The sequence below is a fragment of the Paenibacillus jiangxiensis genome, from assembly GCF_046098255.1.
GTDB classification, from domain to species: domain Bacteria; phylum Bacillota; class Bacilli; order Paenibacillales; family Paenibacillaceae; genus Paenibacillus; species Paenibacillus jiagnxiensis.
Genome location: NZ_JBJURI010000012.1, coordinates 69,311 through 92,000, shown reverse-complemented (window position 1 = coordinate 92,000; position 22,690 = coordinate 69,311). Strand labels below are relative to the sequence as shown.

Sequence of the window (22,690 nt, the reverse complement as noted above, 5' to 3'; positions counted from 1 at the left end):
AGGCGAATGATCTCCTTCATAGGATAGAAACATGCTAATGAAGGAGGCCGACTTGCTGATGCAGCTTTTACGCCATTCACTTGCCCACCGGATGCCGCTATATGTATTTCTGGGTGTATTGTTCCTGGTCGGGGTCGTATTCGGCGCATTGATGGTCAATGCGCTTACACTGGAGCAGCAGCAGGAGCTGGGGCGGTATCTGAACAACTTTTTTGTATCGGTCGGTCAGGATGGTGGTGCGGCCGATCCCACGTTAACGAAGTTTTGGGAAATTGCATCGCTTCATTTAAAATGGGCGGCATTGATATGGATATGCGGACTATCGGTCATTGGCCTGCCCGGTATTTTGGTGCTGAATTTCCTGAAAGGAGTGCTGATCGGCTTCTCGGTCGGGTTTGTGGTTGGGCAGTATTCCTGGAAAGGGTTGTTGTTTGCGCTCGTTTCCGTTGCTCCCCACAATGTTGTGGTGATCCCGGTGCTGCTCGTGTGCAGCGTGGCTGCCATGACTTTTTCGATACAGATGATCAAGGACCGAATGCTGCTTACACGGCGTCCTTCCGGATTTGTCAAACCGTTTATATCCTACGCCGGCTTGACGGCCGTCATGATGCTGTTTCTGCTCGGTAGCGCTTCGTTTGAAACCTGGGTCACCCCGGTAATGATGCGATGGGTAACACCGCTGCTGATGTCTGCGGGAGCGGTTTGAGCTTCATGCAAAATGTTTGACTTTATTTGAGAATTCCCCCTATAATGATAGAAGTGAAATTGGGGCAGTGCGCAGAGAATCCTGAGGGGGAGGGATAAAATGGAAGCGCGGATCGACAAGATTAAGCAGCAGCTACAGTCCCAGGGCTATAAGTTGACGCCTCAGCGGGAAGCCACCGTAAGAGTTTTGCTGGAGAATGAAGAAGACCATCTGAGTGCGGAAGATGTTTTCATGCTCGTGAAAGAAAAAGCTCCTGAAATCGGTCTGGCAACCGTATACCGTACCCTTGAACTGCTGAGCGAACTGCACGTGGTGGAGAAAATCAACTTTGGTGACGGAGTTGCCCGTTATGATTTGCGGGGCGATACCTCCAAGCACCATCATCATCATTTGATATGTGTTCAGTGCGGAAGCATGGATGAAATCAGGGAAGATTGGCTTGGTCCCCTGGAGGAACGCCTGGAGAGAGAATTTGACTTCACGGTGCTGGATCATCGGCTTGATTTCCACGGCATTTGCTACCGCTGCAAGGCCAAGAATGACCAGGCGGGGCAGGAGGATTGATTCTTCCTGCATTTTTGAAAACGAATAGAATAGACAAGCTCTCCCCGCGTATTCTGCGGAGAGAGCTTTTTTGGTGCCGAACCTGCCCCGGTGGTACATAGTTAAGGACAGCCTGTCATACAATGAGCTGTATATGACCTCTTTTAACAGAAAGGGAAGTGGCGGCGTGATATTCTCTCTGAGAAAGGGCTGGAGATTTATCTGTTTTATCGTCCTGTTCTGTGTACTGGTTTTTTTGCTCTATTCCGTGCTCGAAAGGCTGTCTTCCTGGGTGACCCCGATCCAGCAATATAAAATTCCCGCAGGAAACGCGGTAAAGGTCGAAGGCAGCTCCCTTGAGGAACAGCCGGAGAGTGGCTTCTGGCAGAGGCTGCGCTTTTTTTACTGGTATGGAGAGTGACGGCGGGGCAGGATAACATTTGAGTGGCGTAGAATGTTGTAATATGGGCTTCTGCCCAAATACGGAAGACAAAGGAGCGATTTGCTCTTATGAAGCATTATATAACGCCCTTTATCCGCTATTTGGAAGACGAGAAGGGATTATCGCCAAGTACATTGGAAGCTTACCGGCGTGATGTTGAACAGTTCGCCGAGTTTGTGAACTGTCAGCAGGTGATGGTGCCGGATGACGTCAAACGGACACATCTGGTCATTTATACGGGCCATTTGCAGGAGCTGAACAAGGCGCCGGCGACAATTACACGCTGTATGATCGCAATTCGCTCCTTTTTTCATTATTTAATCCGTGAAGGAAAGGCTTCCCAGGACCCTTCCCTGCTGCTGGAGCTGCCCAAACAGGAGAAGAAGCCTCCTTCCGTATTAACACAGGAAGAGATGGACAGGCTTCTGGAAGCGCCGGATACATCAACACCTGCAGGCATGCGTGACAAGGCCATGCTGGAACTGCTGTACGCGGCAGGATTGAGGGTGTCGGAGCTGGTTACCCTGAATGTGGAGGATGTACGGACGGATATGAGGTTTGTGCACTGTCATGGTGCGGGAGGCAAAGAGCGTGTCGTCCCCATGAGTGTACAGGCCGCTGAATGGTTAAAGCTGTATATAAGCGAATCCCGGGTAGCCTTGCTGAGATCACGGGACTCCGTTGCGCAGGAGGAAGCGCTGTTTCTAAACAGCTCGGGCAAGCGTCTGAGCCGCCAGGGCTTCTGGAAACTGCTGAAAAAGTATGGCGCCGAGGCCGGGATTCAAACGGATATTACACCGCATACACTGCGGCATTCTTTTGCCGCCCATCTGCTGGAGAATGGAGCCGATTTCCGGTCGGTGCAGGAGATGCTGGGCCACTCTGAGATTTCCGCAGCAAGAATGTACCTGGGTTCGCCAAAGAAAAGCATGAAAGAAGTATACGAAAATTTTCATCCCAGGGCCGGTAACAGAGCCTCCCTGGAAATGACCAATTTATCACAGCCAAGGAGTGACAGCAGTTATGACTGAACGTTCTTCACACCGCTTCAAACGCGTCGCATTTATCGTACTGGACAGCGTGGGCATCGGTGAGCTGCCGGATGCCGCCAAGTTCGGCGATGAAGGTGCCCATACACTGGGCCATATCCTGGAGCGGGTGCCTCAAACAAAGCTGCCGAATATGCAAAAGCTTGGACTGGGCAATATTGCAGAGCTGCCTCATTTGCAGCCGGTGGACAAGCCCGCGGGTTATTATGGCAAGATGAATGAGGTGTCTGTCGGCAAGGATACGATGACCGGCCACTGGGAGCTGATGGGGCTGAAGATTAATACGCCTTTCAATACTTATCCGGAAGGATTTCCGGCGGGTCTGATTCATGAATTTGAAAAGCAGACCGGACGCAAGGTACTGTGCAATAAGCCGGCTTCCGGAACCGAGGTGCTGGTGGAGTACGGGGAAGAGCAGATGAAGACAGGAGCGTGGATCGTATATACGTCCGCCGACAGTGTTTTCCAAATTGCCGCTCACGAGGATATCATTCCGCTGGAGGAGCTTTATGAAGCCTGCAAAATCGCACGCAAGTTGACGCTCGCACCGGAGTATTCCGTGGGTCGGGTCATTGCCCGTCCGTATGTCGGACAACCCGGCAGCTTCAAGCGTACACCGAACCGCCATGATTACGCGGTCAAGCCGCCGGAGCCGACCGTCATGAATATGCTGGCTAATGCCGGCCATGACGTAATTGCTGTGGGGAAAATCAATGATATTTTCGACGGCGAAGGAGTAACGGAAGCTTATCCGACCAAAAGCAATGAGCACGGAATCGAAGTAACTTTGGAGCAGCTAAGCCGGGATTATAACGGTCTGCTGTTCACCAACCTCGTTGATTTTGACTCCCTGTACGGACATCGGCGCGATCCAGAAGGCTACGCACACGCGCTTGAGGTGTTTGACCAAGCCGTCCCTGACCTTATGGCCAAAATCGGACCGGATGATCTGCTGATCATATCGGCGGATCATGGGAATGACCCTGTGCACAGCGGAACGGATCATACGAGGGAGTATGTGCCTGTCCTGATCTACAGCCCTTCGCTGCAGACACCTGCAAGCATAGGCGTACGGGACACTTATGCGGATCTTGGCGCCACTATAGCAGAGAATTTCGGCGTGCAGACGCCGACCCATGGAAAAAGCTTTTTGAATTTGCTGAAATAGCAATATAGCGATAAGTCAGGAGAGAAGAGAACATGAATACAATCAGTCTGGGAATGATCCAGCGGGCAGCAGCCTACATCCGTTCGAAAACCAAAATGGTCCCGGAGATCGGCTTGATCCTCGGATCAGGGCTTGGGATATTGGCAGATCTTATCGAAGAAGGGGTCAGCATTCCTTATCAGGATATCCCGCATTTTCCGGTGTCTACAGTGGAAGGACATGAAGGGGAGCTGCTGCTGGGCACCGTTCATGGACGTCCGGTCGTGATGATGAAGGGACGCTTCCATATGTATGAAGGCTACGGCCCTGAAGTAACCGCTTTTCCGGTGCGTGTGATGAAGGAGCTTGGCGTCAAAAGCCTGCTCGTTACGAATGCCGCCGGCGGAGTGAATACTTCTTTTGCGGCAGGTGATCTGATGCTCATTACCGATCACCTGAACCTGACCGGCAGAAATCCGCTGGTTGGCCCAAATGACAATGCGCTTGGGCTACGTTTTCCGGATATGACGGAGGCGTACAGCAAACGATTGCGCTCCATTGCCAAGGAGGTAGCGGAAGGACAAGGACTGCAGCTTCGTGAGGGCGTCTATGCAGGCTTGCTGGGGCCTACTTACGAGACACCTGCAGAAATCGTGATGCTGCGCACGCTGGGAGCGGATGCGGTTGGTATGTCCACGGTGTCGGAGGTTATTGTAGCCCGCCACGCAGGGCTTGAAGTACTCGGCTTCTCCTGTATTACGAACATGGCTGCCGGCATTCTGGATCAGCCGCTGTCGCACAACGAAGTTATGGAAACTGCTGAGCGGGTGCGGGGACAGTTTCTGAGTCTGATACTTGGAGTCATTCCAAGTATGTAGCAAAAACGAATACAGCATTTGCAAGTTTGGGAGTGTCCGCAAGGTCTATTGACCTGGGGCACTCCCTTTGCATGTTGTGAGACGCTCCGAGAACGAACCATTCCTCCAATCGCTGTTGACCCTCCGGGCCAAAGGCGAACGCTCCGCTTTTCCGGAATTGCTTCGTCCTCTCCGCTGCATCGAACATATCCCTACTTAAACCTCAAGAAAGAATCGCTAATCAAAAGGAACTTTCTGCGCTTTCTATTAGGAGAAGAGAACGGAGGGTGATTCGTCTGTGAAAGAATCTACTTTGAGACGAGCAATTGAAAATAATTCCGGAAGGTAAAAAACGGCGGATTAACCGCCGTCCAATTCAAATGCTCAAAATGATTAGGCTATCTGATGAATGGACCAAACGACGCCCGCTGAGGAGCTGCCGCCTAAATTTAACCCGATGGTAAGCCCTGATGAAACATAGAACAGCCCAAGTACATCATTCTGATTCAGCTGGACATCTCCGGTGAGTGTTACCGTGCCGCTTCCCAGCACAGCCCGCAGTGTCAGCAAAGTCACGCTAATATTTAATATTGGGAAAAGTCCGGCTACCAGATTCGAAGTGGAAGGCGATGTTCTTCTTACGACAAATGCCGGATTGATCCCTGGGCCAAGAGATAGAGAAAGAGCTGCGGTGGTTGAATAGTTAATAGTCGCCTTAATGCTGTATCTTCCTGTTTGCGGGACTGTGAACGTGCCTGTGGCAGGGTTAAATCCAGTATTGGAGTAATAAGGGCTGGTCACTGTAAAACCACTGATTTGAGTATCGGTCAATATTCCACTAATAGAACCTACAAAAGCAGAGAACCCATTCGCTGCCACCAAAGGTCCAGTCGCCCCGGTATCGCCAGTGGCTCCAGTGGCTCCAGTGTCGCCCGTGGCTCCAGTAGCTCCGGTATCGCCCGTAGCTCCCGTCGCGCCGGTATCGCCTGTGGCCCCTGTGGCTCCAGTGTCGCCCGTGGCTCCGGTCGCCCCAGTATCGCCCGTGGCTCCAGTGGCTCCAGTGTCGCCCGTAGCTCCAGTAGCTCCGGTATCGCCCGTAGCTCCCGTCGTGCCCGTATCGCCCGTGGCCCCCGTCGCCCCGGTGTCGCCCGTGGCTCCGGTGGCTCCAGTGTCGCCCGTAGCTCCCGTATCGCCCGTGGCCCCGGTAGGTCCGGTGTCGCCTGTGACTCCAGTCGCGCCAGTATCACCCGTGACCCCCGTCGCTCCAGTGTCGCCTGTAGCTCCAGTCGCTCCGGTATCGCCTGTGGCTCCAGTCGCGCCCGTGTCGCCCGTGACTCCGGTCGCCCCAGTATCGCCCGTGGCTCCAGTGGCTCCAGTGTCGCCCGTGGCTCCAGTAGCTCCGGTATCGCCCGTCGCTCCCGTCGCGCCGGTATCGCCCGTGGCTCCGGTCGCCCCAGTATCGCCCGTGGCTCCGGTCGCCCCGGTGTCGCCCGTGGCTCCAGCAGCGCCCGTGGCTCCAGCAGCGCCCGTGGCTCCAGCAGCGCCCGTGGCTCCCGTCGCGCCCGTATCGCCCGTAGCTCCCGTCGCGCCCGTATCGCCAGTGGCTCCAGTGGCTCCAGTGTCGCCCGTAGCTCCAGTAGCGCCGGTATCGCCAGTGGCTCCAGCAGCGCCCGTGTCGCCCGTAGGTCCGGTCGCTCCAGTGGCTCCAGTGGCCCCGGTATCGCCCGTGGCTCCAGTAGCGCCGGTATCGCCTGTGGCCCCGGTCGCCCCAGTGTCGCCGGTGGCTCCAGTGGCCCCTGTATCGCCTGTGGCTCCAGCAGCGCCAGTGTCGCCCGTAGATCCGGTCGCGCCCGTGTCGCCCGTAGCCCCCGTCGCCCCAGTATCGCCCGTGGCTCCAGTGGCTCCAGTAGCGCCAGTGTCGCCTGTGGTTCCGGTCGCCCCGGTGTCGCCTGTGGCTCCGGTCGCTCCGGTATCGCCTGTGGCTCCGGTCGCTCCGGTATCGCCCGTGGCCCCGGTATCGCCCGTGGCTCCAGTGGCTCCGGTATCGCCAGTGGCTCCAGTGGCCCCGGTATCGCCCGTGGCTCCAGTGGCTCCGGTATCGCCAGTGGCTCCAGTGGCCCCGGTATCGCCTGTAGCTCCAGTCGCTCCGGTATCGCCTGTGGCCCCGGTCGCTCCGGTATCGCCTGTGGCCCCAGTCGCCCCGGTGTCGCCCGTGGCTCCAGTAGCGCCGGTATCGCCTGTGGCCCCAGTCGCTCCAGTGTCGCCTGTGGCCCCAGTGTCGCCCGTGGCTCCGTTCGGTCCGGTGTCACCTGTGACTCCAGTCGCGCCAGTATCACCCGTGGCTCCGGTCGCTCCAGTATCGCCCGTGGCTCCGGTTGCTCCAGTATCGCCCGTAGGTCCGGTCGCTCCGATGTCTCCAGTCGCCCCGGTGTCGCCCGTGGCTCCCGTCGCCCCGGTGTCGCCCGTGGCCCCAGTCGCTCCAGTGTCGCCCGTAGCTCCAGTAGCTCCGGTATCGCCAGTAGCTCCAGTAGCTCCGGTATCGCCCGTAGCTCCCGTCGCGCCGGTATCGCCTGTGGCCCCGGTCGCCCCAGTGTCGCCTGTGGCTCCGGTCGCTCCGGCGCCCGTGGCCCCGGTGGCTCCAGTGTCGCCCGTAGCTCCAGTAGCTCCGGTATCACCCGTGGCTCCGGTCGCTCCAGTATCGCCTGTGGATCCCGTCGCTCCGGTATCGCCTGTGGCTCCGGTCGCCCCGGTGTCGCCTGTAGCTCCAGTAGCTCCGGTATCGCCCGTGGCTCCAGTGGCTCCCGTATCGCCCGTGGCCCCAGTAGCGCCAGTGTCGCCTGTGGCTCCAGCAGCGCCCGTGTCGCCCGTAGCCCCCGTAGCCCCAGTATCGCCGGTGGCTCCAGTGGCTCCAGTGGCTCCAGTGGCTCCAGTGGCTCCAGTGGCTCCAGTGGCTCCAGTGGCTCCAGTGGCTCCAGTGGCTCCAGTAGCGCCAGTGTCGCCTGTGGCTCCGGTCGCCCCGGTGTCGCCAGTGGCTCCGGTATCGCCAGTGGCTCCGGTATCGCCAGTGGCTCCGGTATCGCCAGTGGCTCCGGTATCGCCAGTGGCTCCAGTGGCCCCGGTATCGCCTGTAGCTCCAGTCGCTCCGGTATCGCCTGTGGCTCCAGCAGCGCCCGTGTCGCCCGTAGGTCCTGTCGCCCCTGTTGAGCCGGTGGCTCCGGTGTCGCCCGTGGCCCCCGTAGCTCCGGTATCGCCTGTGGCCCCGGTCGCCCCGGTCGCCCCAGTGTCGCCTGTGGCTCCAGTGGCTCCCGTATCGCCCGTGGCACCAGTCGCCCCGGTCACCGATAATGGCGCTTCTATGCGGACATTCGCCGAACCTTTCGTGACCTCGATTTGCAGCGTATCAGAGAAAAAGTTAATGCTTTCTCCGTTTGTCACCGTAGCTGAACCGTTTGGTCCATTCACCTTAAAGAAGAGCTCTCCCGGAAGCTTGGACATTATAGTTTCCAGCTTGTTTTGAAGGATCCATTCTTTATTAGTTGCTTCCTTAAGCGTGCTTCTGACACTCTCGTTGATAGCCAATAGCTCGCTCACCGTAGGTGACGTTCCGGTAATGCCAGGCAGCGTTCCCAGCACGTACTGTATTTTTTCGCCTTCGGCATTAAGAATGTGGCTTAAACCAAGCTCTTCGAGAGCAATCGAAGCTAACAGCAGATTAAAAGCATCATCTCTGGTGACAGATATATCCGGGGTTATATTGGGAAGATTGGATTGCGACATTTGCTTGTCCCCCTTTTCGTCAAGTGAGTTCTTCGAGGTTAACAGAAGAGGACTTCTTGACTGCCTCTTCCGAAGTTAGAGGGCACTTTCATTGCTCTATTGATCTAAACAGTGGGAGATAAAGATCAGCCGAAGCGATTTTTTAGCTTTATCGCTCACCACCCTTTGTCACAAAAAATTAGAATTGCCCGTGAGTACTAAGCAATAATGTGGAACTCTTTATAACTGCAAGCAAGTCTCTGGGTACATTGCTATATTTAAGACTTGAAGAATGGCTAAGTTTCAGTGAAGCTGAAGCATTCTATTGATGGCTATATGTTGAAAAATATCAGCTTGAAAGCAGGCTGTTGCTGTGAAAGTACGCCGCCAGACATTTTTCTTGCTATAAAAGTTCCACGTAGTAATCTATTCTCGCTTTTTTATAAAAGTGTTGGCCCTTGTCCATGTTGCTCAAAAAGTTGTGTGCTTTTGACTTTGCTAGACTTTCTCTGTGTCCTTTGATTGTCCTTACTTTTTTTGTGCGCATTCCCGTTTGGCTGGAATAATTTACTGCACGATTGACGACAATGGATAGCAGTATACGGCAGACGCCGTCCGATTCCGACAACCGGCGTTCTTCCGCAAAGTTAGTAGGGAGGTACCGAACATGAAGAAAATCAGTCTATCTTTATTGCTCGTATTCAGCATCAGCGCCGGTCTGCTGCCGCCAGCTTCTGCCGAAGAGAAAGGAGGCGTACAGCAAGCCGACGTGTCCCTGGCGCCTCAATCCGGCTCCGCTATCCTGTTGGATGCGTACACCGGCACGATCATTTACGAGAAAAACAGCCATGACAAGTTGCCTCCGGCAAGCATCACGAAAATCATGACGATGCTGCTTACGATGGAAGCGCTGGAGAATGGGAAGCTGAAGCTGACGGACCCTGTCCGGGCCAGTGAATATGCGGCTTCCATGGGTGGTTCGCAGATTTTTCTGGAGCCGGGCGAGGAAATGAGTGTTGAGGAAATGATCAAGGGGATCGCGATGGCTTCCGGTAATGACGCTTCCGTAGCGATGGCGGAAAAGATCGCGGGGTCAGAGCAGGCATTTGTGCGTTTGATGAATGACAAAGCCAAGGAGCTAGGCATGAATGACACACATTTTGCCAACTGCAACGGCCTGCCGGCCAAGGATCATTATTCCTCTGCACACGATATTGCATTGATGAGCCGCGAGTTGCTGAAATATCCGCAGATTACGAAATATACCGGAGCTTATCAGGATTATTTGCGCAAAAGCAGCGAAAAACCGTTCTGGCTGGTCAATACCAACAAGCTGGTCCGGTTCTATACAGGAGCCGACGGCTTGAAGACAGGTTATACGTCTGAAGCGAAATTCTGCCTTTCCGCTACCGCAATGCGTGACGGAATGCGCGTTGTGGCAGTAGTGCTCGGGGAGCCTAATACCAAAACCCGCAACAGTGAGATTGCCTCCATGTTTGATTACGCGTTTTCCCAATATGCCATGAAATCGTTGTATAACCAGGATGACGTGATCGGCAAGCTGAGCATTGAAAAAGGGGTTGTTCCGGAATTAACGATTAAAGCGGATAAGCCTTACAGCGTTCTTGTCAAAAAAGGTGGCCGTCAAGAGGAGATCCGTCACGAAGTCCAGCTGAACAGCGGGATCAAAGCACCGCTCAAAAAAGGAGAGGTGATTGGCAAGCTGATTGTTTATCAAAATAATGCCAAGCTGAAGGAATTCGAACTGCAGTCCCCGGTGGCTGTAGAGAAGGCAGGCTGGTGGAGATTGTTTAAACGCACCACCTCCAAACTGTTTTCCTGACATGAATCGCCCGTGGGGGTTACTTTTGTAGATTGAGCACAGTTTTCTTCTAGTTTTGTCGCAGGGCAGGATTCTATCATTGACTCGTAGAAATCCTTGTCCAAGTCAGGGAGGAGAGTGAAACAAACATGAAGCTTAAAGTGGAGATGGATTATCAGCGAGGGGTTCTGATTGCCAGACTGGCCGGTGAGCTGGATCATCATACCTCGGATCAGGTGCGGGCACAGCTGGATGAGGCGATTATGCGCCAGCAATGCGAGCATCTTGTTCTGAATTTTAAAGATTTGGTGTTCATGGACAGTTCTGGGCTGGGAGTCATTCTTGGCCGGTATAAGCTCCTCAAGCAAAAAAACGGCAAAATGGCGGTATGTGATGCAACTCCTGCAGTATACAGGTTGCTTGAAATGTCAGGACTGTTCAAAATCATGACTTGTTACGAGAACGAAGAGGTGGCTCTTTCGGGAATGGAGGTCGTGTCATGACAGAAACGGGTGGAAGCAATTTCATGACGCTGCAGTTTGCGGCCAAATCGGAAAATGAGTCCTTTGCGCGTGTAACAGTAGCGGCCTTTATTTCTCAGCTCGATCCTACCATGGATGAGCTGAGTGATCTGAAAACGGTCGTCTCCGAGGCGGTAACCAATTGTATTATCCACGGATACAATAATGATCCTGCAGGCATTGTAACGATCAGGGCGAGCATCGACGGGGATTCAGTTACGCTGGTGATCGAGGATTCGGGTCAGGGAATTGAGGACCTGGAGCTTGCGCAGCAGCCGCTGTACACCTCCAAGCCGGAGCTGGAACGGTCTGGCATGGGCTTCACCATCATGGAAAACTTTATGGACGAGTTTGAAGTGACCAGCGAGCTGAACGGGGGAACGGTCATTCGGATGAAGAAAAGGATCGAATCCAAGAAAGCTTTATATAATTAGGTAGGGGTTGGGCCTATGAATGCTGAAATCAAGCGTGGTACTAACACTTATCTGGATGATGGGGAAGTCAAAAAACTGATTGCCTTAAGCCAGACGGGTGATAACAGCGCCCGTGACAAGCTGGTGAACAGCAACATCCGGCTGGTATGGTCTGTGGTGCAGCGTTTCATGAACCGCGGGTATGAACCGGAGGATTTGTTTCAGATCGGATGCATCGGCCTTCTGAAATCGGTGGACAAGTTTGATCTCAGCTATGATGTCAAATTTTCCACTTACGCCGTGCCTATGATCATTGGCGAAATTCAGCGCTTTCTCAGAGATGACGGAACGCTGAAGGTAAGCCGTTCCCTGAAGGAAATGGCCAACAAGGTCCGCAAAAAAAGGGATGAGCTCTCCAAGCAGCTGAACCGTCTGCCGACGATCAAGGAGGTTGCCGAAGAGCTCGGGGTGTCGCCGGAGGATGTCGTATTCGCCCAGGAAGCCAACAAACAGCCTACATCCATTCATGAAACCGTCTTTGAAAACGACGGCGACCCTATTACGCTCATGGACCAGATTGCGGACGATTCCCAGGAACGCTGGTTTGACAAGCTTGCTTTGAATGAAGCGATCGGGGGGCTGACCGAACGGGAACGGCTCATCGTATATCTTCGGTATTTCCGGGATCAGACCCAGTCCGAGGTTGCCAGCAGGCTTGGCATATCACAGGTTCAGGTATCGCGTCTCGAAAAAAAAATACTGCAGTCCATCAAGGACCAGATTGCCCAATAATACAAGCGCTGCAGTTAAATATTATATTTCCGAACATGTGCACACCCGCGGCTTGCCGCGGGTGTGCACATGTTTTTTTTTAATGGCTCAGGGTCATACGATTTTCTTCAGTTCTTTTACCAGCCTGTTCTTTAACTCTTCCAGTGTGTCGTTACTTGGCTTAACACTTTCTGAAAACATCATCTCTTTTGGCGTCCACCAATGTTAACACAGGAATTTTCCGCTTGGTACAGAGATTGTAGTAGAAACTATCACTATAACAATCCATGTACACGAAAAGAGCTATTGTGGTAAGGATAAAATCCGTCAGCTTCCTCATACTAACTTTAATGGACAGCTGAGGAGGGAAATAGAGCGAATGAATCATACTACACAGCATGAAGGAGATACAGAGGCTGTACAGCACCCGCCAACCGGGGAGAGCGGACACGGGGAGGATGCTGAGGCCCGCAAGCGGCATCAGGAGAAGGTTGAAAACGAAATCTCCAATAATGTCAAAGAATCCGTGCTGTATTGGCAGGAAGAGGATACGATTCCTGTCACAATGGAGGATATTAAGCAGACGCTGCAGGATACTGTGGGGCTTGGACAATCCTTTGATGTGATTCTGCGCGAAATGAACTTTGGGGGCAGAAAGGTAGGCATTTTCTTTATAAATGGATTTGCAAATTCCCTGCTTCTGTCCGAAGTGCTTGACCGGCTCAGTTATGTGACACCAAGTGACATATCATCCAATACTCTGGAGTCATACTTTGAACGTTTTATCCCGCACGTTCAGGTGGAGCTGGAGGACAAGATGTCTGCTGTCATTAATACAGTGCTGACCGGAGTGAGCGCTTTTTTTATCGAAGGAGAGCACAAGGCGATTCTCGTCGATACCCGTTCGTATCCCGTAAGAGGACCCGAGGAGCCGACCATTGAAAAAGTTGTGCGGGGAGCAAGAGACGGCTTCACGGAGACACTGATGACGAACATTGCGCTGGTCAGGCGGCGTCTGAGAGACCCGGGACTTAAATATGAAATCATGCAGGTTGGCCGCCGCACACGCACTGATGTATGCCTTGCTTATATTGATGATATTGCGGATAAAAAGCTGGTTGAATCGGTCAGAGCCAAAGTCAAAAAGATTGTCATTGACGGTATTCCGCTGGCTGACAAGCAGCTTGAGGAGGCGATGACCGACAAAAAATGGAACCCGTACCCGCTCGTGCGCTATTCGGAGCGCCCGGACGTGGTGGCTTCCCATTTGCTTGAGGGAAGGGTGGTTCTGTTTGTCGATACATCCCCCAGCGTTATGATTTTGCCAACGACCTTTTTCGATCTGTGCCAGCATGCGGAGGAAAACAGGCAGTCTCCGTTTATGGGAAGTTATTTGCGGTGGATCCGCTTTGCGGGCATTATTGCCTCGTTGTTCTTGCTTCCGCTCTGGATGCTCATGGTGATCAGCCCTGAGCTGAAGCCGCCTATGCTCGATTTTATCGGTCCTCAGAAGGCCGCAAAGCTGCCCCTGATCCTTCAGTTTCTGCTGATTGAGTTCGGGGTGGATCTGATGAGAATGGCGGCTGTACATACGCCGACACCTCTTGCCAGCGCCATGGGACTGATCGCAGCGATTCTGATCGGCGATGTTGCCGTCCAGACCGGACTGTTCGTTAATGAGGTGGTTCTGTATATGGCTATCGCGGCAATCGGGATGTTTGCAACGCCAAGCTATGAGCTGGGGCTGGCCAACCGTTTGATACGGCTGGTGCTGCTGGTGCTGGTGGCCGCCTTTAAAGTAAAAGGGTTTGTGATCGGCGTCACCGCCATTCTTGTGCTGCTTACGGTACACCGTTCCTACAATTCCTCGTATATGTGGCCCTTTATTCCTTTCAGCGCCAAGGGTATGCTGTCCATCCTTATCCGTAAATCGGTGATGGAGGATGAAAGGAGGCCGTCGTATAACAAGCCGCGCGATTCCACACGCATGCCGGAGCATCAAGGCGGCACCTGAAGGATAGGCTAAGATCAGGATGGTTTCCGCACAAAAATCCGTTGCCCGCTGCGCATTTTTTGCTATACTTATGTAAACATTCTTTGGAATTAGAGCTGTTCCAGAAAGAGAGGCCCCAGGAAATGTATTTACATGGTACCAGCAAAATCAATGCCAAAGGGCATTTGGAAATAGGCGGCTGTGATGCGACTGCGCTTGGCGAGCAGTTCGGCACACCGCTTTATGTTGTCGACGAGCAGTTGGTTCGCCGCCGCTGCCGTGAATTTATCGAAGCCTTCCGCGCGACGGGGCTTTCTTTTCAGGTAGCCTACGCAAGCAAAGCATTCTGCGTAGTGGCAATGTGCGCCCTTGCTGCAGAAGAAGGAATGTCCCTGGATGTAGTGTCGGACGGTGAGCTGTATACTGCTCTTCAAGCAGGGTTTCCCGTTGAGCGGATTCATTTCCACGGAAATAATAAAACGCCCGCCGAGCTGGAAATGGCACTGGATGCCAAGATCGGCTGCTTTGTTGTGGATAGTCTGACTGAGCTGCACCTGCTGCAGTCGCTTGCGGCTGAGCGGAAGATGCGGACCAATATTCTGCTGCGCGTGACGCCGGGCGTAGAAGCCCATACGCATGAATATATCTCTACAGGCCAGACTGATTCCAAATTCGGATTTGATATCGGCAACGGAGCCGCCATGGAGGCCGTTAAGCTGGCGCTTCAGCAAAGTCAGCTGAATCTGCTCGGCGTCCATTCCCATATCGGCTCCCAAATTTTCGAGGTGGACGGCTTCCAGGTAGCCGCTGAGCGTGTGGCTGCATTCACAAGGTCCGTAAAAGAAGAGCTCGGGGCGGAATTTAAGGTCATTAATCTTGGCGGCGGTTTCGGGATCCGTTATACGGACGAGGATACACCGCTGCCGCTGTCCCGTTACGTGGAAGCCATAGCCAAAGCGGTCAAAACCCATTTTGCAGGAATCAGCTCCACACTGCCGGAAATCTGGATTGAACCGGGCCGCAGCATTGTCGGTGATGCGGGCACCACGCTCTATACGGTCGGAAGCATTAAGGATATTCCCGGGGTGCGCAAATATGTTTCAGTCGATGGAGGCATGTCGGATAATCCGAGACCGGCCCTGTATCAGGCGAAATATGAGGCGATGCTGGCCAACCGCGCGCATGATCCGGCCGAGGAAACGGTATCCATCGCCGGCAAGGCCTGCGAGAGCGGCGATATGCTGATTTGGGATGTCGAGCTGCCGAAGGTGAAGAGCGGTGACCTGCTCGCTGTGGCATCCACTGGAGCTTATAACTACTCCATGGCAAGCAATTACAACCGGATTCGCCGTCCTGCCGTCGTGTTTACGACAAACGGCAAGGCAGATCTTGTCGTGCGCCGCGAGAGCTATGAAGACCTGGTGCGCAACGATCTGATCCCTGAGCGTGTGAGCAGCCGCACACTTGTGTAAAGAAAACAGAAGACTTTGCCAAGTGCGGGGATTCATAGTACACTGTAGTCTGATGTCTCTTCTGACAGCAGTCCGGACGGAGCATTAACATCCACCGGGCGCCAAATTTGATGGACGGGGTGTTCAATAAATGAAAAAGGGCAAAATCGTGCTTGAAAACGGCGGAGTTGTTGAGATTCAATTTCTCCCTGAAGAAGCTCCAAATACGGTAGCAAATTTTGAAAAGCTGGCAAACAGCGGGTTTTATAACGGTCTGAGCTTCCACCGTGTGATTCCGGGCTTCGTAGCCCAGGGCGGCTGTCCGGTCGGCAACGGCACAGGCGGTCCTGGCTACACCATCGATTGCGAAACAGCTACTAACACGACCAAACACGAAAAAGGCGCGCTCTCCATGGCGCATGCCGGACGCAACACGGGCGGCAGCCAGTTCTTTATCGTTTACGAGCCGCAACCGCATCTGGATGGTGTGCATACCGTTTTTGGCAAAGTGATCAGCGGCATGGAGCACATTGATGCCGTGAAGCAGGGTGACAAAATGAAGGAAGTTACGGTGTTTGAAGCGTAATATAAAATGAGTTTTAAGAGGCGATCTGTTCCCGGTACTCCATCGGGGATAGATCGCCTCGTTTGTTTTGGAAACATTAATTTTGAATAATGCAATAAACAGTGCTAAACTAAGGGTTAAAAATTATGGACTAGCATCCGATATAGGTGTAAAGGCATACGGCCTGAAACAACGGCGTTATTTGCATGAAATAAGAAAAATATGGAGAGGTGCCGCATGATTACCCTGGATACAAGTGAAATAATTGAAATAACAAAAAAGCAGATGGGCAAAGTGATGAACCTGTACCCGGTTGAGCTGAAATTCACCGACGATTTTGGCAGAGAAAGACCGGCGGCCGACCATAAATTCAGTCTTACCAATCAGCATTATTCCGCAAAAGTAATGGACTGCATCCTGGAAAATGAAGTGCGTCCCGTACTGATGTGTGAAATCATATATTTCCTGAAGTGTGAGTATATTGACGGGGTTATCGATCTTCGGCTGGATTATGATTTTCGTAAAAGCTCGGAGCATAACCCGGTGGCTACGGCTGTCGTTTCCTTTGATGATGATGTTGAACTGGAGAGAGAAGAGCTGGCGGATTTAATCGACCTGGCGCTGCAGATGAATGATAAGGTGTGGTTTGAGGAGCTTTCGCAAAAATATATGGAGCTTCAGGCATAATTGGCTTGATTAAAGTTAGACGGACAAGCGGCGGGTTCAGGATCTTGCCGCTTGCTTTTTGTGTTTCAAAGTGTTACGATTTGCTCAATTACAACCGACTTATGGAAATAATCGAATATCTATCCTTCGGGGCAGGGTGAAATTCCCTACCGGCGGTGATGACGCTTGATGGGCATGGTTCATATCAGGCGGCTCAGTCCGTGACCCGGATACTGCTTGCGACAAGCGGTTGATGGTGGACCTGGTGCGAATCCGGGACCGACAGTATAGTCTGGATGGGAGAAGGATCGTGGACGTGCGCACCAGTAATGGAGCGCTGACTTTCGCATACACATTTTCAAAATGTTCAGTCCGTCTAAAGCCATTTGCAGGCGTACGGAGGTTTGTTTTGTTGTAGCCTCTATAGTACATAGATCTGAACTTTTGATGCTTCGTGTTATGCCTATGAAAGCTGATTCACTCTGTAATCCCTGCCCCTGGCGATCTAATCGCCGGGGGTTTTTTTAATCGATAGACGCTTTTTTTACTGTTCTGAACATTCCGGTTGTAAGAATACGGGCCGATCATGGTCTTGCATCACAAGAAAGGAGGAAGAAGCCGTTGTTTACAGGTCTTATTGAAGAGGTGGGTATTCTCCGCAAGGCAACACGCAGCGGGGAAGCGATGGAGCTGGAGATTTCCGCCGCGGTGGTGCTTGAGGATCTCAAGATCGGCGACAGCGTGTCCGTAAACGGCGTATGCCTGACCGCAACCAAAATCGGCGAACGAAGCTTCACGGTGGATGTGATGCCCCAGACGTACCGGCACAGCAATTTAAGCGAGCTTCAGTCCGGCAACCCCCTGAATCTGGAGCGGGCCATGGCGGCGGGCGGCAGGTTTGGCGGACATATCGTGCAGGGGCACGTGGATGGCACCGGCCGGATTGCCCGTATCACCCGGGACCAGAATGCAGTCGTATACGAGATCATTCCCGATGACGATGCGCTGTTCAAATATCTGGTGCCGAGAGGCTCTGTGACTATTGACGGAATCAGCCTCACGGTGGCTCAGCTTTATGATTCGTCCTTTGCTGTGTCCATTATTCCCCACACGCTGGAAGCGACGGCTTTGCGCGGCAAGCGGGCGGGGAATACTGTCAATATCGAATGCGATATTCTCGGTAAATATGTGGAGCATCTGCTGTTCTTCAACAGGAAAGATCGGCAGACACAAGCCCCAAAGCAGCTTGATCTTGAGTTTCTGGCCGAGCACGGGTTCTCCTGAGGCAAGCCCGGTATCAGCACTGTATAAACAAGGAGGGAAAAGACATGGGACAGGATATCGTTTTTGATTCGATTGAGGATGCCATAACCGATCTCAAGCAGGGCAAGATTGTGATCGTGGTGGATGACGAGGATCGTGAGAATGAAGGAGATTTTGTGGTGCTCGCAGACAAGGCAAGCCCCGAAGCGATCAACTTTATGATTACCCAGGGACGCGGTCTCGTATGTGTGGCTATTACACAGGAGCGGGCCGATGAGCTTGAGCTTAAGCCGATGGTGGCGCAGAATACGGATTTTCACGGCACGGCTTTCACCGTGTCAGTGGACCATGGTCAAACAACGACAGGTATTTCCGCTGTGGAGCGCTCCATGACGGCCAAGGCGCTCGTCGATCCAGCAGCGTCAGCAGGCGATTTCCGCAAACCGGGCCATATGTTTCCGCTGATCGCCAAGAAAGGCGGCGTATTAAGACGGGCAGGCCACACGGAAGCTGCCGTGGACCTCGCCAAGCTGAGCGGCGCTGCACCGGCTGGTGTAATCTGTGAAGTGATCAAGGAAGACGGTACGATGGCCCGGCTGCCGGACCTGGCGATCATCGCCGCCCAGCATGGTCTGAAGCTGATCAGCATTAAAAGTCTGATCAGCTACCGGATCGCCAGCGAACAGCTGGTAAAGCGGGAGGTGGCGGTGCGCATGCCAACCGATTTCGGAGTGTTTCAGGCCGTGGCCTATTCCAATGAGGTGGACAACAAGGAGCATGTAGCGCTTGTCAAGGGCGAGATTGATCCCTCGAAGCCCGTTCTGGTCCGGGTCCACTCCGAATGTCTCACGGGGGATGTGTTCCATTCGCACCGCTGTGACTGCGGGCCGCAATTCGCGGCTGCTTTAAGCCAAATTGAAGAAGAGGGCGCCGGCATTCTCCTTTATATGAGGCAGGAAGGCAGAGGCATCGGGTTGATAAATAAGCTGAAAGCCTATAAACTTCAGGAAGAAGGTCTTGATACGGTAGACGCCAATCTGAAGCTTGGTTTTTCGGCTGACCTGCGCGATTACGGCATTGGTGCCCAAATGCTCAGGGATTTAGGAGTGCGCCAAATCCGGCTGCTGACCAATAACCCCAGAAAGATAAAAGGGCTGGAGGGTTACGGTCTTGAAGTGGTCGAACGTGTGCCCATTCAAATTCCGGAGAACGAGGACAATTCGAATTATCTTCATACAAAACAGGTGAAGCTGGGGCATCTTCTTACGTTCGAAACGCTTGAGCAGAATGAGCGTTGATGTAGTCGGATAATACCTAAAACCAAACCAAACTCGGAAAGGCTGATGATCAGAATGGCGAATTATTTTGAAGGAAATCTTGTATCCTCCGGATTAAAATATGGTATTGTAGTTGGAAGATTCAATGAATTTATTACGAACAAGCTGCTGAGCGGAGCGCTTGATGCCCTGAAGCGGCACGGTGTTGCCGATGATGAGATTTCTGTAGCATGGGTGCCGGGAGCTTTTGAAATTCCTCTGATTGCCCAAAAAATGGCGGAAAGCGGAAAATTCGACGCCGTCATAACGCTCGGAACAGTCATCCGCGGCTCCACAACCCATTACGACTATGTGTGCAATGAGGTTGCCAAGGGTGTAGCGGCTATTAATCTCAAAACAGGCGTGCCGGTTATTTTCGGTATCGTCACCACGGAAAACATTGAACAGGCTATCGAACGCGCAGGAACGAAGGCTGGCAACAAAGGCTGGGATTCGGCGGTAGCCGCGATTGAAATGGTTAATTTGACAAAACAGTTCTGACTCGGGCTATCAGAAGCTCTGATATTCTGATACAATGCAGTTTGTGAATTTGGCGGGAGGAAAAATGCTTTGACGGTAGTAACTTATAAACTGGAAACGTTTGAGGGGCCGCTTGATTTGCTTCTGCATCTGATCGAAAAAGCCGAGATTGACATTCAGGATATACCGATCAGTGAAATCACGGATCAGTATATGGACTATATTCATACGATGCAGGAGCTGGAGCTGGACGTTACAAGCGAATTTCTGGTGATGGCGGCGACCCTTTTGTCGATCAAAAGCAAGCTGCTGCTTCCTAAGCCACCGGTCATCGACATGGACGAATATGACATGTACGAGGACGAGGATTACGATCCGCGCGAAGAGCTGGTGCAGAAGCTGATAGAATACCGTAAGTATAAGGGAATTGCCCGCCATCTCAGCGAAAAGGAATGGGAGCGCAGCCTGATCTTCAGCAAGGAGCCTGAGGATCTGAGCTCTTTTGCTCCAAGCGAGCCGGCTAACCCGGTGCAGGGGCTGCATACGGCAGATTTAATCGCTGCCTTTAAACGGGCTTTGCGCAGGGCCGAGCGGAGAACGACGGTGGCCCGGATCCATCGGGATGAAATCTCCGTAAAGGACCGGATACGGCAGGTCCTGACCGTGTTCGAGAAGGCTGGGTCGGGCAGCAGGCTGCTGTTCTCGCGGCTGATGCATGACGACATGCAGCGGCATGAGATCGTTGTGACCTTTCTCGCCATTCTGGAGCTGATGAAGATGAAGCAGATTGTATGTTATCAGGAGAGAGTTTTTGATGATATTGTGATGGAGTGGAGAGGGGATATACGTGTTGATGGATTATCCGACGCTGAAATCGATTATTGAGGGGCTGCTGTTTCTCGCGGGTGAAGAAGGTTTGACCGTGAAGCAAATTGCCGAAATTACCGAGCAGCGTCCTGAACTGGTCACGGATTGTCTTGAGGACATGAAGAACGACATGCAAAAGGAGGGGAGAGGGCTGCAAATGCTGAAATTGGCCGGCAGATATCAGCTCGCCACTCTTTCCGAGCATGCCCCTTATTTCGAGAAACTGGCTTATTCCCCGGCTCGTGTATCCCTTTCCCAGGCTGCTCTGGAAACGCTGGCGATTATTGCCTACCGGCAGCCCATCACCAGGGTCGAGATTGAGGAAATACGCGGAGTGAAATCTGAGCGTGCCATTCATACGCTTGTCAGCAAAGAATTGATCGAAGAGACAGGACGGGCAGACGCCATTGGCAGACCGATTCTTTATGGTACGACCAAAGCGTTTATGGAGTACTTTGGGCTCGGCAGCCTTGACGAGCTGCCACAGCCTGAGCTGTTTGAGGATGCGGATCAACTGGAGGAAGAAACGCAGCTTCTGTTCAGCAAGCTGGACGAGCAGCAGCAGCTGACCATTGATGATATGGAGAATAGAGAAGAATAAATTCATTTATGACAGGGATGCCCGAGCAGTGTTACGGCTGTGCGGAGTCCCTGTTTTGTTTTGCCCATAGAGCGGAGCTGCAACGAATGTTTTCCTCTTCCAAGGCTATACTAAACGACATAATGTACATCCAGATGTATGGACGGGGAAGGAGGTAAGCTGTGAAGCCGGCTGTGTGGATATGGATAGTTATTGCGGCTTTGATTTTTTTGGTTCTGGCCGTTCTGCTCTCCAGAATTAAGATTCGCGCCGAGGTGCTAAAACAGGCTAATAATGATTATGCCCGTTTGCAGATTCACATGCTTTATGGGCTCGTCCGCTTCCAATATGAACTGCCTTCCGTCGTGATCGACCGGTTCCGCAAGGGGATCTTGGTAAGGCTCGACAGATACGCGAACCTTGGGGAGGATAGAGCGGATAAGGAAGACGCCGTTGTTGACAAGAGCAAAATCGAGGAGCTGCTCAGCAATTACCGCCTTCTCCTTGAAAATACGGTCTTCCTGAAGCAGTGGGTAAATAAAACAGTCGCCCACTTGAGCCTCTCCCATCTGAAATGGGCAACCAAGCTAGGTGTACGGGATTGCTCGCAGACGGCTGTTTTGACCGGAGTTGTTTGGGCCCTAAAAAGCTCTGTCGTGGGTTGGACCACCGCTCATGTGCGATATGACTGCATACCGGCTTTATCTGTCATTCCTTCATGGGATGAACGGAATTATTTTTCCACGAATGTGGTATGCAGTGCCTCCATATCCATGGGTTATGTGATTCTTTCGCTGTTCAGGCTGCTGGCCAGCATTTTAAAAGTGCCAGGAGGCTTTAAAACATGGAAAAAAGTGTTCACCAGGGAACCGTCCGATCATATACCGGAACATTAAAACGGTACGACTCGGAAACGTTACATATTTTCGATACAAAAGCAAAAAAAATGGAGTCAGGCTGGTCTTGTTAAAGATCCGCCTTTTTTGTTTCCTCTTTGATGGAGGCCCGCAGATGCTTCATATCGGACATTGGCGGCCGTCCAAACCGGCGTGCATATTCCCGGCTGAACTGAGTAGGGCTTTCGTAACCGACACGAAATGCGGCTTCAGCGGCTTCCAGGTCTTCGGTAAGGAGCAGGCGCCGTGCTGCCTGCAGCCGGATGGCTTTTTGATACTGCAGCGGGCTCATGGCGGTTACTTTTTTAAACTGCTTATGCAGGGCAGAGGGACTCATGTTAACTTCCTTCGCCAATTCTTCAATCAGGAAAGGCTTGGCATAGTCACGGTTGATCATGTGAATCACCTTGGCGATGCGCTGCGCCTGAGTGCCAATCAGGGCGAATTGTCTGATGATCTCACCCTGCTCGCCTTGCATGACCCTATATAAAATTTCACGGATGATGAGCGGTGCAAGGGCCTCAATATCGCCGGGTGTATAGAGCAGTCTGACAAGCCGGATTACCGCTTCAAGCAGGGCGGGGTG

General features: G+C 52.8%; 21 protein-coding genes, 1 pseudogene and 1 riboswitch. Of the genes and pseudogenes, 20 read left to right on the top strand and 2 right to left on the bottom strand.

The features are described from left to right. Window positions 1-58 precede the first annotated feature (58 nt). From spoIIM to ACI1P2_RS13485, 6 genes are all read left to right on the top strand, one after another. On the top strand, window positions 59-706 hold the full coding sequence (spoIIM, locus tag ACI1P2_RS13510; protein ID WP_355320381.1) for a stage II sporulation protein M: 648 nt from the start codon (window positions 59-61) through the stop codon (window positions 704-706). A 99-nt stretch (window positions 707-805) separates the two neighbouring features. Then, window positions 806-1,270: a ferric iron uptake transcriptional regulator gene (gene fur, locus ACI1P2_RS13505; RefSeq protein WP_355320380.1), complete on the top strand. Its 465-nt coding sequence runs from the start codon at window positions 806-808 to the stop codon at window positions 1,268-1,270. A gap of 166 nt (window positions 1,271-1,436) precedes the next feature. Continuing rightward, the gene (locus tag ACI1P2_RS13500; RefSeq protein ID WP_355320379.1) at window positions 1,437-1,670 is read left to right on the top strand and encodes a DUF4227 family protein; all 234 of its coding nucleotides are present in this window, start codon (window positions 1,437-1,439) and stop codon (window positions 1,668-1,670) included. An 89-nt stretch (window positions 1,671-1,759) separates the two neighbouring features. Beyond that, window positions 1,760-2,722, top strand: a complete 963-nt coding sequence (gene xerD / locus ACI1P2_RS13495) for a site-specific tyrosine recombinase XerD (RefSeq protein ID WP_355320378.1) — start codon at window positions 1,760-1,762, stop codon at window positions 2,720-2,722. Further along, a complete protein-coding gene (gene deoB / locus ACI1P2_RS13490; RefSeq protein WP_355320377.1) occupies window positions 2,715-3,908 on the top strand; it encodes a phosphopentomutase in 1,194 nt (397 codons plus the stop codon). Before xerD ends, deoB begins: the two co-directional genes overlap by 8 nt. 32 nt (window positions 3,909-3,940) lie before the next feature. Then, window positions 3,941-4,765, top strand: coding sequence for a purine-nucleoside phosphorylase (locus ACI1P2_RS13485; protein ID WP_355320376.1), 825 nt, complete (start codon window positions 3,941-3,943; stop codon window positions 4,763-4,765). Between the two features lie 372 nt (window positions 4,766-5,137). Here ACI1P2_RS13485 and ACI1P2_RS13480 read toward each other — a convergent pair whose 3' ends face one another. Beyond that, window positions 5,138-8,521 (bottom strand): collagen-like triple helix repeat-containing protein, encoded by a 3,384-nt coding sequence (locus ACI1P2_RS13480; protein WP_355320375.1) that lies wholly within the window; start codon window positions 8,519-8,521, stop codon window positions 5,138-5,140. A gap of 646 nt (window positions 8,522-9,167) precedes the next feature. Between ACI1P2_RS13480 and ACI1P2_RS13475 the strand changes: the two genes are divergently transcribed. From ACI1P2_RS13475 to ACI1P2_RS13410, 14 genes are all read left to right on the top strand, one after another. Further along, the gene (locus ACI1P2_RS13475; RefSeq protein WP_355320374.1) at window positions 9,168-10,343 is read left to right on the top strand and encodes a D-alanyl-D-alanine carboxypeptidase family protein; all 1,176 of its coding nucleotides are present in this window, start codon (window positions 9,168-9,170) and stop codon (window positions 10,341-10,343) included. 128 nt (window positions 10,344-10,471) lie between these two features. After that, complete coding sequence (gene spoIIAA / locus ACI1P2_RS13470; protein WP_355320373.1) at window positions 10,472-10,825, top strand: anti-sigma F factor antagonist; 354 nt, start codon at window positions 10,472-10,474, stop codon at window positions 10,823-10,825. Then, window positions 10,822-11,277, top strand: a complete 456-nt coding sequence (gene spoIIAB / locus ACI1P2_RS13465; protein ID WP_355320372.1) for an anti-sigma F factor — start codon at window positions 10,822-10,824, stop codon at window positions 11,275-11,277. The genes spoIIAA and spoIIAB overlap by 4 nt, the downstream gene beginning before the upstream one ends. 15 nt (window positions 11,278-11,292) lie before the next feature. Further along, window positions 11,293-12,048 carry an RNA polymerase sporulation sigma factor SigF gene (gene sigF / locus ACI1P2_RS13460; protein ID WP_355320371.1) on the top strand — a complete coding sequence of 252 codons (756 nt, stop codon included), beginning with the start codon at window positions 11,293-11,295 and terminating at the stop codon, window positions 12,046-12,048. Window positions 12,049-12,406: 358 nt separating this feature from the next. Then, on the top strand, window positions 12,407-14,041 hold the full coding sequence (locus ACI1P2_RS13455) for a spore germination protein (protein WP_355320370.1): 1,635 nt from the start codon (window positions 12,407-12,409) through the stop codon (window positions 14,039-14,041). Between the two features lie 122 nt (window positions 14,042-14,163). Further along, entirely contained in the window at window positions 14,164-15,492 is a 1,329-nt protein-coding gene (gene lysA / locus ACI1P2_RS13450) for a diaminopimelate decarboxylase (RefSeq protein ID WP_355320369.1), read from the top strand. 130 nt (window positions 15,493-15,622) lie between these two features. After that, window positions 15,623-16,057, top strand: a complete 435-nt coding sequence (locus ACI1P2_RS13445; RefSeq protein ID WP_355320368.1) for a peptidylprolyl isomerase — start codon at window positions 15,623-15,625, stop codon at window positions 16,055-16,057. Window positions 16,058-16,273: 216 nt separating this feature from the next. Then, window positions 16,274-16,723 carry an IDEAL domain-containing protein gene (locus ACI1P2_RS13440; protein ID WP_355320367.1) on the top strand — a complete coding sequence of 150 codons (450 nt, stop codon included), beginning with the start codon at window positions 16,274-16,276 and terminating at the stop codon, window positions 16,721-16,723. 118 nt (window positions 16,724-16,841) lie between these two features. Continuing rightward, window positions 16,842-17,014, top strand: a riboswitch (FMN riboswitch). 309 nt (window positions 17,015-17,323) lie between these two features. Then, window positions 17,324-17,986 (top strand): riboflavin synthase, encoded by a 663-nt coding sequence (gene ribE, locus ACI1P2_RS13435; RefSeq protein WP_355320366.1) that lies wholly within the window; start codon window positions 17,324-17,326, stop codon window positions 17,984-17,986. A gap of 44 nt (window positions 17,987-18,030) precedes the next feature. Further along, window positions 18,031-19,263: a bifunctional 3,4-dihydroxy-2-butanone-4-phosphate synthase/GTP cyclohydrolase II gene (locus tag ACI1P2_RS13430; RefSeq protein WP_355320365.1), complete on the top strand. Its 1,233-nt coding sequence runs from the start codon at window positions 18,031-18,033 to the stop codon at window positions 19,261-19,263. A gap of 54 nt (window positions 19,264-19,317) precedes the next feature. Further along, the gene (gene ribH, locus ACI1P2_RS13425; RefSeq protein WP_355320364.1) at window positions 19,318-19,782 is read left to right on the top strand and encodes a 6,7-dimethyl-8-ribityllumazine synthase; all 465 of its coding nucleotides are present in this window, start codon (window positions 19,318-19,320) and stop codon (window positions 19,780-19,782) included. Between the two features lie 69 nt (window positions 19,783-19,851). Continuing rightward, a complete protein-coding gene (locus tag ACI1P2_RS13420; protein WP_355320363.1) occupies window positions 19,852-20,646 on the top strand; it encodes a segregation and condensation protein A in 795 nt (264 codons plus the stop codon). After that, the gene (gene scpB / locus ACI1P2_RS13415; protein WP_355320449.1) at window positions 20,615-21,229 is read left to right on the top strand and encodes an SMC-Scp complex subunit ScpB; all 615 of its coding nucleotides are present in this window, start codon (window positions 20,615-20,617) and stop codon (window positions 21,227-21,229) included. The genes ACI1P2_RS13420 and scpB overlap by 32 nt, the downstream gene beginning before the upstream one ends. A 161-nt stretch (window positions 21,230-21,390) precedes the next feature. Next, window positions 21,391-22,104, top strand: coding sequence for a DUF2953 domain-containing protein (locus tag ACI1P2_RS13410; RefSeq protein WP_355320362.1), 714 nt, complete (start codon window positions 21,391-21,393; stop codon window positions 22,102-22,104). Between the two features lie 70 nt (window positions 22,105-22,174). Here the strand turns inward: ACI1P2_RS13410 and ACI1P2_RS13405 are convergent. Beyond that, a pseudogene (locus ACI1P2_RS13405) lies at window positions 22,175-22,684 on the bottom strand (helix-turn-helix domain-containing protein); the annotation flags it as partial. Between the last annotated feature and the right edge of the window lie 6 nt (window positions 22,685-22,690).

Coding starts and splice junctions, on each gene's coding strand:
- fur (WP_355320380.1), top strand. CDS start 806: ATGGAAGCGCGGATCGACAAGATTAAGCAGCAGCTACAGTCCCAGGGC.
- sigF (WP_355320371.1), top strand. CDS start 11,293: ATGAATGCTGAAATCAAGCGTGGTACTAACACTTATCTGGATGATGGG.
- ribH (WP_355320364.1), top strand. CDS start 19,318: ATGGCGAATTATTTTGAAGGAAATCTTGTATCCTCCGGATTAAAATAT.
- xerD (WP_355320378.1), top strand. CDS start 1,760: ATGAAGCATTATATAACGCCCTTTATCCGCTATTTGGAAGACGAGAAG.
- ACI1P2_RS13485 (WP_355320376.1), top strand. CDS start 3,941: ATGAATACAATCAGTCTGGGAATGATCCAGCGGGCAGCAGCCTACATC.
- deoB (WP_355320377.1), top strand. CDS start 2,715: ATGACTGAACGTTCTTCACACCGCTTCAAACGCGTCGCATTTATCGTA.
- ACI1P2_RS13455 (WP_355320370.1), top strand. CDS start 12,407: ATGAATCATACTACACAGCATGAAGGAGATACAGAGGCTGTACAGCAC.
- ACI1P2_RS13480 (WP_355320375.1), bottom strand. CDS start 8,521: ATGTCGCAATCCAATCTTCCCAATATAACCCCGGATATATCTGTCACC.
- lysA (WP_355320369.1), top strand. CDS start 14,164: ATGTATTTACATGGTACCAGCAAAATCAATGCCAAAGGGCATTTGGAA.
- spoIIAA (WP_355320373.1), top strand. CDS start 10,472: ATGAAGCTTAAAGTGGAGATGGATTATCAGCGAGGGGTTCTGATTGCC.
- ACI1P2_RS13430 (WP_355320365.1), top strand. CDS start 18,031: ATGGGACAGGATATCGTTTTTGATTCGATTGAGGATGCCATAACCGAT.
- ACI1P2_RS13445 (WP_355320368.1), top strand. CDS start 15,623: ATGAAAAAGGGCAAAATCGTGCTTGAAAACGGCGGAGTTGTTGAGATT.
- ACI1P2_RS13475 (WP_355320374.1), top strand. CDS start 9,168: ATGAAGAAAATCAGTCTATCTTTATTGCTCGTATTCAGCATCAGCGCC.
- scpB (WP_355320449.1), top strand. CDS start 20,615: ATGGATTATCCGACGCTGAAATCGATTATTGAGGGGCTGCTGTTTCTC.
- spoIIM (WP_355320381.1), top strand. CDS start 59: ATGCAGCTTTTACGCCATTCACTTGCCCACCGGATGCCGCTATATGTA.
- spoIIAB (WP_355320372.1), top strand. CDS start 10,822: ATGACAGAAACGGGTGGAAGCAATTTCATGACGCTGCAGTTTGCGGCC.
- ACI1P2_RS13440 (WP_355320367.1), top strand. CDS start 16,274: ATGATTACCCTGGATACAAGTGAAATAATTGAAATAACAAAAAAGCAG.